Annotated in this window: 11 protein-coding genes; 2 read left to right on the top strand and 9 right to left on the bottom strand. The window is 31.5% G+C overall.

The window, feature by feature from the left end; genetic code table 11:
* Nucleotides 1-91: 91 nt before the first annotated feature.
* The 4 genes from hisD to ASF10_RS20120 all read right to left on the bottom strand — a co-directional run bounded on the left by hisD (nt 92) and on the right by ASF10_RS20120 (nt 4,714).
* Complete coding sequence (gene hisD, locus ASF10_RS20135; protein ID WP_056253290.1) at nt 92-1,375, bottom strand: histidinol dehydrogenase; 1,284 nt, start codon at nt 1,373-1,375, stop codon at nt 92-94.
* 106 nt (nt 1,376-1,481) lie between these two features.
* Nucleotides 1,482-2,339 (bottom strand): ATP phosphoribosyltransferase, encoded by an 858-nt coding sequence (gene hisG / locus ASF10_RS20130; RefSeq protein ID WP_056253288.1) that lies wholly within the window; start codon nt 2,337-2,339, stop codon nt 1,482-1,484.
* Between the two features lie 308 nt (nt 2,340-2,647).
* On the bottom strand, nt 2,648-4,048 hold the full coding sequence (locus tag ASF10_RS20125; RefSeq protein ID WP_056253285.1) for a sensor histidine kinase: 1,401 nt from the start codon (nt 4,046-4,048) through the stop codon (nt 2,648-2,650).
* On the bottom strand, nt 4,049-4,714 hold the full coding sequence (locus ASF10_RS20120) for a response regulator transcription factor (RefSeq protein WP_056253282.1): 666 nt from the start codon (nt 4,712-4,714) through the stop codon (nt 4,049-4,051).
* A 199-nt stretch (nt 4,715-4,913) separates the two neighbouring features.
* On the opposite strand from ASF10_RS20120, the gene ASF10_RS20115 reads away from it, so the two are divergent.
* The gene (locus ASF10_RS20115) at nt 4,914-7,004 is read left to right on the top strand and encodes an LTA synthase family protein (RefSeq protein ID WP_056253279.1); all 2,091 of its coding nucleotides are present in this window, start codon (nt 4,914-4,916) and stop codon (nt 7,002-7,004) included.
* A 90-nt stretch (nt 7,005-7,094) separates the two neighbouring features.
* Here the strand turns inward: ASF10_RS20115 and ASF10_RS20110 are convergent, their stop codons facing one another.
* Complete coding sequence (locus ASF10_RS20110; protein WP_056253277.1) at nt 7,095-8,093, bottom strand: zinc dependent phospholipase C family protein; 999 nt, start codon at nt 8,091-8,093, stop codon at nt 7,095-7,097.
* Nucleotides 8,094-8,266: 173 nt separating this feature from the next.
* Here ASF10_RS20110 and ASF10_RS20105 point away from each other — a divergent pair, with 173 nt between their 5' ends.
* Nucleotides 8,267-9,220, top strand: a complete 954-nt coding sequence (locus ASF10_RS20105; RefSeq protein WP_056253274.1) for a hypothetical protein — start codon at nt 8,267-8,269, stop codon at nt 9,218-9,220.
* 16 nt (nt 9,221-9,236) lie between these two features.
* Here the strand turns inward: ASF10_RS20105 and ASF10_RS20100 are convergent, their stop codons facing one another.
* From ASF10_RS20100 to ASF10_RS20085, 4 genes are all read right to left on the bottom strand, one after another.
* Nucleotides 9,237-10,214, bottom strand: a complete 978-nt coding sequence (locus tag ASF10_RS20100) for a YeiH family protein (protein ID WP_056253270.1) — start codon at nt 10,212-10,214, stop codon at nt 9,237-9,239.
* A 73-nt stretch (nt 10,215-10,287) separates the two neighbouring features.
* Nucleotides 10,288-11,184, bottom strand: coding sequence for a LysR family transcriptional regulator (locus tag ASF10_RS20095; RefSeq protein WP_056253269.1), 897 nt, complete (start codon nt 11,182-11,184; stop codon nt 10,288-10,290).
* Nucleotides 11,185-11,373: 189 nt separating this feature from the next.
* A complete protein-coding gene (locus ASF10_RS20090; protein ID WP_056253265.1) occupies nt 11,374-11,715 on the bottom strand; it encodes a hypothetical protein in 342 nt (113 codons plus the stop codon).
* Between the two features lie 96 nt (nt 11,716-11,811).
* Nucleotides 11,812-13,839, bottom strand: a complete 2,028-nt coding sequence (locus ASF10_RS20085; protein WP_056253262.1) for a hypothetical protein — start codon at nt 13,837-13,839, stop codon at nt 11,812-11,814.
* Between the last annotated feature and the right edge of the window lie 98 nt (nt 13,840-13,937).

Here is a 13,937-nt window from a genome sequence, read left to right as displayed (position 1 = left end):
GGAGAGGAAAGATGCAAGAGACAAGAAAAAAGACTCAAATCTAATCCCATAAATCTTGCTTCTTGGCTCTTTACTCTATGTTCTATTTTCTCTACTCTAAACTCATCAATCTCAAAGTAACGGCATTTTTATGCGCTTGTAATCCTTCGGCTTCAGCCATAATTTCAATGGCGCGACCAATGTTTTGAATTCCTTTTTCGGATATTTTCTGAAAAGTCATTGATTTCATAAAACTATCGAGATTTACGCCACTATAATTTTTGGCATAACCGTTTGTTGGTAACGTATGGTTTGTCCCAGAAGCATAATCTCCGGCACTTTCAGGCGTATAATTTCCAATAAAAACCGAACCTGCATTTACGATTCCGTTGCAATAAAAATCATCAAATTCTGAACAGATAATAAAATGTTCCGGTCCATATTCGTTAATTAATTCCAAAGCAATCTGATCGTTTTCAACGTAGATTAATTTCGAATTTTCAATCGCTTTTTTAGCAATTTCTTTTCTTGGAAGTTCTTCAACCTGAATTTGAATTTCTTTTTCTACAGCATCAATCAATTTTTTCGAAGTCGAAACTAAAATAACCTGACTATCAGTTCCGTGTTCTGCCTGTGATAATAAATCTGAAGCTACAAATGCCGGAACCGCAGTATCATCAGCCACAACTAATAGTTCTGAAGGTCCTGCCGGCATATCGATTGCTACTCCAAACTGAGTTGCCAATTGCTTTGCTACCGTTACAAACTGATTTCCCGGTCCAAAAATTTTATACACTTTCGGGATTGATTTTGTGCCGAACGTCATTCCGGCAATTGCCTGTATTCCGCCCACTTTCAATATTTTTGTTACGCCACATAAATTAGCAGCATATAAAATCGCCGGATTTATTTTTCCGGTTTTATCCGGTGGTGAACACAAAACGATTTCTTTACAACCTGCAATTTCCGCAGGAACGGCCAACATTAGAACTGTTGAAAATAAAGGCGCAGTTCCTCCCGGAATATACAAACCAATTTTTTTAATTGGTCTTTTTTCCTGCCAGCAATTAACACCTTCAATGGTTTCTACTGAAATTCTATCTGTTTTTTGCGCAGTGTGAAATTTTAAAATATTAGCTTTTGCCAACTGAATCGCATCTTTTAATTCACTAGAAATCGAATTTACCGCTTCTTCAATTTCTGTCGTTGTAACCTCATAATTATCCAAAGAAATTCCGTCGAAAATTGAGGTATATTTTGCAACAGCTTCATCTCCTTTTTTCTGTACTTCTTTAAAGATTTCTTTTACCGTAACTTCGATATCATCAATAGTTTTGGTAGGTCTTTTTAATATATCTGACCAGGTTTCTGGTTTTGGATTGTCTATTTTATTCATTTTTTTTTAATGCTTTATGCTATAAGCCATAGGCCTTAAGCTTTAGTAACTTTGTATTTTTTTGGCGTAAAGCTTAAAGCTTATTGCCTAAAGCGCGCAAAGCGCATTAAAGAACCATTTTTTCGATTGGGCAAACTAAAATTCCTTCGGCTCCGGCTTCTTTTAATTTGTCGATTACGTCCCAAAAAGTGTCTTTATCGATTACGGAGTGTACGCTGCTCCAGCCTTCCTGAGCCAATGGCAAAACGGTTAAACTTCTTAAAACCGGTAAAATCTTACCTATTTCGTCGATTTTGTCGTTTGGTACATTCATCAGTATATATTTTGAGTTTCTGGCTCTTAAAACTGACTGAATTCTGAATTTTAGCGTATCAATATGCTTTTGAATTTCCGGAGATACTTTTGGTGATACGGCTAAAACTGCTTCACTTTTCAGGATTACTTCAACTTCTCTTAAATTATTTTTGAATAAAGTGCTTCCGCTGGAAACAATATCTACAATAGCATCTGCAAGACCAATGTTTGGTGCAATTTCTACAGAACCAGAAATTTGGTGAATATCAACTTTTAACCCGAAAGAATCGAAATATTCGTTAACTGTATTTGGATATGAAGTCGCAATACGCAAACCTGCAAGATCTTGTATCGAATTGTATTCGAACGTTTTAGGAACAGCAACAGAAACCTTGCATTTAGAAAATCCTAATTTCTGAATTACTTCAATATGCTTTCCTTTTTCTACTAATAAATTGTCTCCAACAATAGCAAGATCTACTACTCCATCAATTAAATATTGTGGAATATCTGAATTTCTCAGGTACAAAACTTCTAAAGGAAAATTTGAAGCTTCTGCTTTTAGCTGATCGTTTCCGTTGTTGATCGAAATACCGCAATCTTTTAGAATTTGAATGCTGTCTTCGTTTAAACGACCTGATTTTTGAATTGCAATTTTTAACGTACTCATTTTTTTAGTTTTTCTTGGATTAATAGTTTGAGTACAAAGAATAGGAATAAAAAAACCCGTTTGATGTACTCAAACGGGTTTTAAAATATGATGATTTACATGCATACCATTAACACATCGCTTGAGAGCAATAATGAAAATGATGACGATGTAATTGAATAGAAATCATGACTTGGTTTGTTTTTAATTCTTTGATTCGATTGCAAATATAATAGTTAATTTCATAAAAAAGCAATTTTTAATTTAACTTAAAGATTATTTATTGTTAAAAAAAAGTTTGTGCGGCAATTTCATTTGGTTTTTTCTATTTACGATAACGATTGCATATTATCATTAAAACTCAAAATTACGGTTGTTCCTACTCCTATCTCGCTATCAATCTTAAACTTAATATGAAGCAGTTCTGTAATTCTTTTTACAATAGACAAACCTAATCCGGTTCCTTTAATTTCTGGATGATCTGTTGAATTTGATCTAAAAAATGGATTCAAAATAGTAACTAAATCATCTTTGGCAATTCCGATTCCGGTATCTGAAATTTTGCAGATTATTTTACCGTTTTCTTCTGCAATTAAAATAGCAACTTCTCCACCGTCGTTTGTATATTTAATTGCGTTAGAAATAATATTTCTTAAAATTGTAACGACTAAAAAAGTATCTGATTTTGTATAATAATCTTTTTCCGCATCAAATTTAATATTGATTTTTCGATTGTTTATTTTATCAGAATTTAACTTTAAAACATCTAAAATTAGCGCATTTAAATAAACCGATTCTGTAACAATATTCTTTTTCTGATTTTCGAAACGTGCCATTAAAAGAAGCTGATCGACTAACATATTCAAATGATCTACTTCATTTATACAATAGTTTATTTTTTCTTCATACTCTTTATTATCACGAGGTTTACGAATTAAAACTTCAAGTGTTCCTTTGATAACTGTAAGTGGCGTTCGTAACTCGTGAGAAGCATCAGATGTAAACTGTTTTTCGCGTTCGATTGCGTCTTCAATTCGGTTTAATAAATTATTTATCGTTTTAGAAAGTGTGTATAATTCATCACGTGTTTTGGGCAGTTCAATTCGCGTTTTCAAATTATCCTTGGTGATAATTTTTGAAGTATTGATTATTGCATTTATAGGTTTTATACTTCTTCCTGCAAAAAAACGGGCTATAAAAAACAACAATATTAAAATTCCCAAAAAGGACAAACACATGATATCAAACAAGTTGTTTAAAACCATTGTTGAATCAGCAAGGGACATCGCTACAATTACATATCCTATATTTTTGTTTCTAACATGAAGCGGAACCTGAATTTGCCTGATGGCATGATCGCCCATTTTTGTATCAAATAATTCAAAATCTTCTACAGAATCATTAAATTCAAGTGTTTCAGTTTTTAGATTGGGCGCTTTTTCTATAATTTTCTTGTTTACATCGAGAAATTCAACAAATACAGGGTTTACATCTACTGTATTGTGTTCACGCTCTTTCCATTCTTCTTCATCAATAAGGATAATCTTGTTCCCTACTTCTTTGATTTCATCGAGATGGTTTTGAATTTCGACTTTGATATTTTCGTCAATATGGCTGTAAACGGTATGTTTTACAATAGAATATATAACCGAAAAAACTGCTGCAATCAGCAAACCGGTAGTAATAATATAGTTTAGGGCAATTCTATTTTTAAAGGAAAGCTGTGCCATTTATAAGTCGTTAGCGATATAACCAATACCGCGAATTGTTTTAATATAATCTTCTTCAATTTTTAGATTGAGTTTTTTTCGAATTGCATTCATAAAAACATCAATTACACCTGTATCGTATTCAAAATTAATCTCCCAGACATCTTTTAAAATCTGATTTCTTGTACATACTTTTCCTTTATTTTTTATTAAGTAGGTCAATAATTCAAATTCGCGTTGTGTGAGTGCTATTTCTTCTTCATTTTTCAGGACAATATGTTTAGATAAATCCATTTTTATAGTTCCTAATGTCAGAATTTCTGAACCTTTTTGATTTCTAAAATGAATTTTAATCCGTTCTACCAATTCTTCAAAACTAAAAGGCTTTTTGATGTAATCATTCGCACCGGCTTTTAGACCTTCAATCGTTTCTTGAACTGTATCTTTTGCGGTCAAAAAAATAATTGGCGTTTTCTGATCCTTAACCCTAATGGCTTTGCATAAATCCAGACCATTAATTTTGGGAAGCATCCAATCTAATAAAATCAAATCAAATTTTTGATTCTGAACTAATTCAAAACCTTTTGATCCATCATTTGCCGTTGTAATCTGGTAACCTTCTTCTTGCAGACCTTGTTGCAAAAACTGAACAATACCTAACTCATCTTCAACTATTAAAATATGCATCTGCGTTTTCTAATTATGATTATATCTCGTTTTTATCACTCAAAGATAGATATTTTACCTTTCAGAAATCGCTTAAAACCATTAGAATAGCGAAAACAATAGCATCTTAAGTAAACTTTAAGTTTACACTAAGCAAGGTAAAAGCATAACTTCATCAGGAACTAATTTATCAGAATTAATTTTGTGAAAAAATAATTTCATGGTCTTTTACAAAAAACTTTCTCCTTTTTACAATCTTGCTTTATTCTATTTTATTGTAAGTTTTCTATTGCGAATTGTTTTGTTTTTTCACCCGATAACGCAAAGTTCATTCACTATTCTTGAAAGCCTCAAAATCTTTTGCATAGGATTTATTTCTGACTTTTTTGTTTTTGTCATTGCAAGTATCTTTTTATGGCTTTATTTAATTTTTATTTCAAATTCTAAATACAACAAACCATCCGGTTATATTATTCTGGGATTTCTTGTGGCTTTATTATTGTATGTGGCATCAGGGAAAAGTATTCTGGATGAATATGGCGGCGCTTTACCCAGAATTGTTTTGATTTTTATTGGTATTAAAACAGTACTTTTTTCTATTTTTCTTTTTGTACCTAAATTAAGGGACAAAATCAGGTATTGGTTATTTGCTTTTGTAATGTTCTTGTATGTTTTACTGATTCTTCAAAATGGTTTAAGTGAGTATTTCTTTTGGAATGAGTTTGGTGTTAAATACAATTTTATCGCTGTAAATTATTTAATTTATACAAATGAAGTTATCGGGAATATTATGCAGTCATATCCTGTAATTCCTTTATTTTCTGCTTTATTTTTAGTAACCGGAATTGTGACTTATTTTATTCTGAAGGGCTCCAGAAGATATATTGATGAGATTCCGAATTTTAATGAAAAAATAAAAATTACCGGAATCTATATTCTTTTATTTCTAGTTTCCCTGGCGGCAATACCTGCTTTTGGAAAAACTGAAAATTCTAAAAATATTTTTGTAAACGAACTGCAAGCTAACGGATTGTATAAATTTTATTTGGCTTTTGAGAATAACAAACTTGATTATTTTAAATTTTACAAAACATTACCGTCTGAAAAAGCATATTCTATTTTAAAACAGCAATTTCCATCTATTTCCGGAAAAAATACAAGCCACATTATTTCAAGTGATTCTCTTGAAAATCATAAGAATGTTGTTCTAATTACTATTGAAAGTTTAAGTGCAGAATACATGAAAATGTACGGAAACCAGCAAAATATTACTCCGTTTCTGGATAGTTTAGCACAAAAAAGCATTCAGTTTACTAATCTTTATGCTGCGGGAAACAGAACTGTTCGCGGACTTGAAGCGGTAACTTTATGCCTGCCTCCAACAGCGGGTGAAAGTGTGGTAAAAAGGGAAGACAATAAAAATAAATTTTCGACAGGCTTAATTTTTAATCAAAAGGGTTATAATGTAAAATTCATGTATGGCGGAGATGCTTTTTTTGATAATATGCAGGATTTCTACTCTGGAAATGGTTACGATATTGTAGATAAATCTAGCTTTACTCCTGAGGAAATTACTTTTTCAAATGTATGGGGAGTTTGTGATGAAGATATGTACAACAAGGCTATAAAGGTTATGAACACGGAGGCGAAAGAAAACAAACCATTTTTTAATCATATTATGACGGTTAGTAATCACAGGCCTTTTACGTACCCAAATAATAAAATTGATATTCCGGGTGATATTAAATCTCGTGAAGGTGGTGTAAAATACACGGATTATTCCTTGAAAAAATTCTTTGCAATGGCTGGTAAACAACCTTGGTTCAAAAATACTGTGTTTGTAATTGTTGCTGATCATTGTGCTTCGAGTGCTGGAAAGACGCAACTTCCGTTAGATAAATACAGAATCCCTGCTTTTATATATAGTCCCGGTTTTAAACCTGCAAAATACAATCAGCTAATGTCGCAAATTGATCTTATGCCTACGCTTTTTGGTTTGCTTCATTTTAATTATAAAAGTAAGTTTTTTGGTGAGGATGTTTTAAAAGCTGATTATAAGCCTAGGGCTTTTATTGCTACTTATCAGGATCTTGGCTTAATAAAAGACAATGTTCTAACGATTTTATCGCCTAAACAACAAGTAAAGCAATTTAAACTGAAATTAGAAACAAAAGAAGGAATTGCGCCTGAATATCAGATTGATTACAACGAAAAATGTATGAAAGCTGAACGAACAGATTTAGTAAATGAAACGATTTCTTTTTACCAAACCGCTTCAGATATGTTAAAACATAAGAAATATCAAAAGTAGACTTATCAAATAAGCTAACTAAAAAAGCCTCAAATTCAAATGAATATGAGGCTTTTTTTTATTTAAATCTGTAAGAGACAGAAAATCTATCTAGTCATTTTGATTCTTTATTCCGAATAAGTTTCCTTGTTGAAATAATTGTAAATCATCACGTAAAGACTGGTAGTTTCTTTGTGTAACCGCTGATGCATCTAAGTCGCTTAAATCTGGTTTTCCAGCATTTACCCAGGCAGTATACCAAAAACTTGCTGTAGCAGTAATCGCTTTTTTCATTTGGCTTTCAACCATTCCGTTTAACTCTTCATGTAGTTTTTTAGCATACTCATCAGAGAAAAGAGCTGTATTGTATTTACTTTTTAATACTTTTCCGTCAGCATCCATTTTAAAAACCTTAGCTTCAGGAGTAGCAGTTCTAAGCTTTTTATCAATGTCTAATAATGGCTTAGCTAAACTATGCGTATCATTAATCATATCCCATGTTGCTTTATGAACATCTGCATAATATTGCGCTTGCGGAACATTTAACTTGTAATTTTTAGCAAATAACTCCGGAAGTCTGCTTTCCCAAAGCGAATGAATTCCTTTTTGGTCGCTTAATTGACCATCATGATTAGCAGAAGTATGCAATGGCATATGTGCGTCACCAATATAATGACCTAAATCTGCAGCAAGAAACAAGATTTCGGCTCTGTTTTTATCTTTAAAAGCTTTCGTTAATTTCACCATCATTTCTTCAATATACCAAGGTAAAATTCCGTTGTCATTCAGGAATTTAGCATCGTATTTTTTCTTCGCCGCTTCCATAGTTTGCGGAATACTGTCTACTGCTCCAAAATTTTCCATGTCAAAATAATGTCTTGGATTTTCGTCTTTATAGTTTAAAGCATACTTACGGATATCTGGTACAGAAGCTTCCTGTGTAATAAAATCGATATGATTGTAAAAAAACACCTGTAGCGATTGAGGCAAAGCCATAACGGCAGCTTTATTAATACGTTCGTGACCAACAATTCCCCAGGATAATGTCAAAAAACCAATTGCTGATGCGAATATTGCAATTAGCATTGGTTTCATTTTAAAGTTTTTCATTTGTAATTAGTTTGAGGTGCAAATTTATTTTATTTAAGCATAATTCAAAACAATACCAATGAATATTGTGATATTTTAATTTCTTTTAATTTTTAAACCCTGTTAATGATATAAGTTCAAATTAAAAGTTTCTTTGTAAATTCGTTTTGTTTTTTATTCTAAATTTTAAATTTATGCGCCCTATTTATTTAAGTGTTCTTTTCTTATTATTTTCTTCTGTTTGCTTTGCTCAGGATGATATTGTACAATTAAAAAATGTTAGTGATACTATTTTAAACACTAAAAGACAATTACTGGTAAAAAATCCTTTTGATGCTTTAAAAACAATGCAAAAGCTGTTTCCGGGTAAATTATATACTATGTCAGATCATAATACTTTTGTGAGCTGGAAATGTAAAAGCTGCAAACCTGTTGCATATGTTGACTCGAATGGCGAAGAAGGAGATCAATTGTTTCCCTATACTCAAGGTGTTGCCACAAGATTGCTTACTAATATTGATTACTCAGATTCAAAAGGAAATCAATTTAAGTTTCTGGTTTTCAATCATTCTGTTTATGACGAAGATGGATTGCAAACAAGCAGATTTACGGGCGGTCTTTTAAGCATTGCTAAATTTGTAAAAAATGAGAATAACTGGGAAATGAAATCTTTTCAACCTGCTATTCAGGCTTTTGGTTCTTTTGCACAATCTCCTGTACCCAAATTAGTGCAAATTGGCGAAGATCAATATGCTTTAACTCTTGTTCATGCAAATGGCGGCGGCGGTGCTCCATATTCCGGATACCTTTATCTTCTTGTTGGTTTTGATGGAAAATACCAACCTTTGATGGAAGTAGATTATTATAGCCTTTTTAATAGCAGCAGTTCAGATTGGTCAAGTGTATACACTGTGGCTAATGACAATAACAAGAAGTTTTTCCGTGATTTTATTATTACAACAACAGGTTCCTATAAAAAAGCAAAAGGTACTGAAGATGACTATGAAGTAGATTTACCAAGCGAAATTGCTACAATGGCCAAAACCAAAAAGCAATTTAATTTTGTGATTGAAAGACGTTTTTCATTTAAAGGAAAACATTACAGCATTGTTGGTAAACCCACAGTGAAATTTTCAAACGTAAAATAGAGAAAATCTTATTTTTTTAATTAAGATATAAAATTGAAGCCAAACCTAAAGCAGCAATAAATATCCAGAGCATAACACCTTGTAGTAAAGGCTTCACTCCTACTGATTTTACGGTACTGATATTTAATGTTGCTCCTATTAAAAACAGCGTTATTGTTAAACCAATTTTAGCAATACCAACAATATTTTGTGCCACTAAAGCGGTTGCAGGTACATAAGTGTTCAAAAGCATTGCCAGAATAAATAGCCCAATGAAGTAAGGGATTTTAATTTTTGCTCCCTTATTTTGTGATTTATTTTTGAAAAAAAATGCTGTTAAAAGTGAGATTGGAATAATCCATAATGCTCTGGCTAGTTTTACGGTTGTTGCAATTTGCAAAGCTTCGGCTCCGTATTTATTTGCTGCGCCCACAACTGAACTGGTATCATGAATGGCAATCGCGCACCATAAGCCAAAATCTTTCTGGGATAAATCAAGTTGATGACCAATAAAAGGAAAAACAAATAACGCGATAGAATTAAGAATAAAAATAACCCCTAAAGCTATTGAAGTTTGATTTTCGTTTGATTTAATTATCGGAGAAATGGCTGCAATGGCACTTCCGCCGCAAATAGCTGTTCCGCATGATATCAAGTGCGATGTTTTTTTATCGGTCTTTAACCATTTTCCTAAAAATGTACCTAATATTAAAGTACTGAAAATCGAGAATATTGTTAGCAAAAAACCTTCTTTACCAGCCGAAATGGCACTTGCTGCATTCATACCAAATCCTAAACCTACAACAGAAAATTGTAATAAATAAGTGATGGCTTTATTATTGAATTCGACAAATGGATTTCCAAAAACGTTCACCATTATAACGCCCAGTAATAATGCAATTGGCGGTGAAATGATAGAAAACAAACACAATACAACTATTAAAGCAAAAAATGACTGCTGGATATAAAGGTTAACTTCTAATAAATGTACGGATGAATGTTGCTTTGTTTTCAAAATAATGAATTTGATATTTCATTACAAAGGTCTGGCCTTTATATCATATTCACCAATTGTAAAAAACGATCGACTATAACCCTAAGTTATAGTAAGAAGAAATATTCTGAATAAAAAGTTCTGACAAAGAATCTGATTTGCCTAATAATGTGATGATATAAAAGTATCTTTCTATCGATAAATTCTGAACATCTAAAACTGCCAATTCATTATTTTTCAATTCCTTATCTACAGCATGTATGGACATAAATGCGAAACAATCAGAATTTAGCAAATAAGATTTTATGCTTTCTGTAGATCCTAATTGCATTTCGATTTGAAGATCGGTAATTTTTACATAGATTTGTTTTAAAGCAAATTCTATAACTTCAAGTGTTCCTGATCCTCGTTCCCGAGTAATGAATTTCATTGTCTTAAAATCTTCTAATGAAATCTCGTTTTGTTTTACTAAAGGATTTTTAGTATTGCAAACCAAAACTAATTCATCTTTTAAAAACGGAATGTATTTTATGGATTGATTTTTAGATTGTCCTTCTACAATTCCTATTTCGATTTCTTTATTGAGTAAAGCATTTTCGATTTGTTCTGTATTTCCGTTTAGCAAATTGACTTTAATATCTTTTTGCTTTTGATGAAAACGTGCCAAAACAGGCGAAATAATATATTGAGAAATCGTTGTACTTGCTCCTAACCTTAATAATCCCTGACGTTCATTAATAAATGAACTCATATCAAAATCTATTTCGCGATAAATTTCGAAGATGTTTTTGGTATGTTTTAGCAGAATTTCTCCGGCTGGAGTTAAAGCGATTTTAGAACCATTTCGTTCAAAAAGTTTGGTTTTATAGGTTTCTTCGAGTTCCTGAATGTGTTTAGAAACCGCTGGCTGCGAAATATATAATTCTGTTGCCGCTTTAGTAAAGTTTAAGCGAAGTGCAACGGTGTAAAATACTTTTAGCCTGAAATCCATATTTTTAGTTGTTTTTGTCTCAAGTTTAAAGTTTCAAGTTAAGCAAAACTTCTGTTATAATGTATAACAGAGATTGTCAAAGAATTCACAAAGTTACACTAAGAATACTTTTTATAAATTGTAATCACGATACTGAAGTGAGCTTTCAATATTAGCTAAAACTTATTTTTATTTATTGAGAAAAAGCTCTTACTGCCAATCTATCGGAAATGTTCCTGATTCATTTAACATTAATACTAAATTATATTTATCTGTCTTTTCATTTTTTCTGTAAATAAAAACGTTTTTTGAAAAAGCCTTTTTCACTAAACTATCTTCTTTTTCAACATCTATTTTATAAGAATTAAAATTTGCAAAACGAAATTCATTATCAGCATTGCTAACAATTATATCTCCTTTTGCTCCTTCGATAATTTTAGTAATTACAAAATGATAATTTTTTCTATTTTCTCCTCTTGCGTTCAGGTAAACAAGAAATAAAACACTTAAAAAAAATAAACTAAAGAAAGTAATGATTTTCTTTGCATTCATATAATGTTAAAATTAATTATCTCCAGATAAATAATCTGAAAGTTTATTAAATATAAATTCGTGCTAATTCGTGCAATTCGTGGCAAAAAAACTCGATTACAACAACCCGTTATACTTCCTTACAAACCATTCTGTTGTCAATAAAATAGCAATTAAAACTAATAACCAAACCCAGTCAATTAACGGAGTTTTTGTTGAAACGTTTTTCTCTATCGATTTGTATTCTTTATTTTCTAAAAGCTGCTGAATCAAATCATCCGCCTGATTTTCAAAGAAAGCTTTTCCGTTTGTTTGAAGTGCTAATTGTTTCAGTTTTACAACATCAGGATTTACAAATTGTTTTTCGATATCAAAATCTAAGATTTCAAAATGACTTGAATAAACTGTATTTGTATTTAATTCTTTTACGGTAAAATTATATTTCCCCGCAGCTAAACCGTCAAGATTTGCTGAAAACGAATTGTTTCCTTTTAATAGATCGTAGTTTTTTGCTTGCTTCGTTTCAGCATTTGTAACCGTAATTTTTAGCCTTGCTTTTTCATCAAATTCATAATTTTTATTGAAGTATTGTGCATTGATTACAATTGCTTCTCCGGAATTATAAAAACTCTCATGCGTCACTACCAGGGATTTCCTTGAAGTTGTCGAGGCTAAATATTGAATAATCTTGTCGATAAAAACATCATATTTCTCAAATGACTGATTATCGATATGACTTTGCAAACGCCATTTCCAGCTATTTTCACCTAATAAAAATGCAGTACGTTTTCCTTGATTTTCGGCGAAAGCCAACAAAGGTGCATTTGTAGCAACGTTTCTAATTTTTGAAGAAAGTAAAACAGACACATTTCCGTTTGTTGTAATTGTACCGAATAAATTTTGCAATGGTGGAAAATTCTCGAACCCAATATTTTCTATCGCAAACAAATTAAATTGGGATTGAAACTCTGTTAGGTAATCCTCTCTTTGATTGCTCATTTTAAAAACCAGACTAGTTTGTTGTTGGTTCAGAAAATTAAAATCGGTGTTGTTTCCTGTAATAATAAAAGTATTTGTCGCTGCTAATTTATTGTTGTCAAAAATAGCTTTAAAAGCAGCGTTTGGCTGATATAAAACTAAAACCGAAACTTCTTGTAACTGGTTAATATCATTTGGCTTGACCAATATTACTTTACGTTGCGCATTAACTTCTATTGAGCGTTTTAATGCTGCAATATCCGGATGGTTTATAGCAGATACGATCGCAATAGTCGACTTTTGATCAATTACTTCTACAGCAAAATTCTTGATGTTATTGTAACCGTTTTTTTCTTTTGAACCAGACGAAATACTTGCCTTAAAAATTTGTAACCCTACTTTATCAGCAGGTAAAAGCAAGTTTAAAGTTGCCGTTTTTTTAGAAGCAGAAAAAGAAACTTTCTCTTTTGCAACAATTGTATTTCCTTGTGATATTGTAAAATCAGCATTTACATTTTTATCTCCTGCATATTGAAGAAATACTTCGACAGGAAATTTATTTTTATGAAAAGCGTATTTGTTTACATTAAGCTGATTGATTTTTAAATCAAGAAAAGTGGTTGTATCTCCCACAACCAAGGGATAAACTTTATTAACAGGATCAAAACGATATACATAATCATTTCCTGTAGTTTGATTTCCGTCAGTAATAATAACCGTTGGGAAAATCAGGTTTTTATTGATACTTTTTAGGTTCTTGGCGACTTCGTCAAGATTGGTTTGTTTTCCTTTAAAATCAAATTTATCCAATGGTTTAAATTCAGCATCAAATTGATAAAACTGGATTTCAAATTTTTCTTTTAATGCCGGATTCGAAATTAACTTCTGGTATAATTCTTCCGTTTTTTTGTCTGATTTTAAAGCTGTAATCGAACTTGAGTTGTCGACTGCAATTGCTAAAGGTGTTTTGGTAATTTCAAGCTTATTTTTTGTCATTATTGGATTTATCAATAATAACAATAACCCAAAAATGGCAAGAAAACGTAAAAAAGCCAAAAACCAAACCACATTGGATTTGTTTTTGGCTTTAAAAAAATATTGAAAATACGATAACCCACCCGCTATTACTAAAGAAAGTAATAATAATAGAATCGTGTTTGTAGTCATAATTATTTAGTATTCAGTGTCAGTTTACAGTAATCAGATTAAAAAGTCAATTAATTATGACTATTGTTCAGCTTTTATTCTAGAGTCAGATAAAAACT

Origin of the sequence: Flavobacterium sp. Leaf82, assembly GCF_001422725.1 — a bacterium.
Lineage (GTDB): Bacteria > Bacteroidota > Bacteroidia > Flavobacteriales > Flavobacteriaceae > Flavobacterium.
This window is presented reverse-complemented; position numbering and strand designations above follow the sequence as displayed.

Excerpts from the sequence above, each read along its gene's own strand:
- ASF10_RS20125 (WP_056253285.1), bottom strand. The coding sequence starts at position 4,048 with ATGGCACAGCTTTCCTTTAAAAATAGAATTGCCCTAAACTATATTATT.
- ASF10_RS20085 (WP_056253262.1), bottom strand. The coding sequence starts at position 13,839 with ATGACTACAAACACGATTCTATTATTATTACTTTCTTTAGTAATAGCG.
- ASF10_RS20105 (WP_056253274.1), top strand. The coding sequence starts at position 8,267 with ATGCGCCCTATTTATTTAAGTGTTCTTTTCTTATTATTTTCTTCTGTT.
- ASF10_RS20090 (WP_056253265.1), bottom strand. The coding sequence starts at position 11,715 with ATGAATGCAAAGAAAATCATTACTTTCTTTAGTTTATTTTTTTTAAGT.
- ASF10_RS20115 (WP_056253279.1), top strand. The coding sequence starts at position 4,914 with ATGGTCTTTTACAAAAAACTTTCTCCTTTTTACAATCTTGCTTTATTC.
- ASF10_RS20095 (WP_056253269.1), bottom strand. The coding sequence starts at position 11,184 with ATGGATTTCAGGCTAAAAGTATTTTACACCGTTGCACTTCGCTTAAAC.
- ASF10_RS20120 (WP_056253282.1), bottom strand. The coding sequence starts at position 4,714 with ATGCATATTTTAATAGTTGAAGATGAGTTAGGTATTGTTCAGTTTTTG.
- ASF10_RS20110 (WP_056253277.1), bottom strand. The coding sequence starts at position 8,093 with ATGAAAAACTTTAAAATGAAACCAATGCTAATTGCAATATTCGCATCA.
- hisG (WP_056253288.1), bottom strand. The coding sequence starts at position 2,339 with ATGAGTACGTTAAAAATTGCAATTCAAAAATCAGGTCGTTTAAACGAA.
- hisD (WP_056253290.1), bottom strand. The coding sequence starts at position 1,375 with ATGAATAAAATAGACAATCCAAAACCAGAAACCTGGTCAGATATATTA.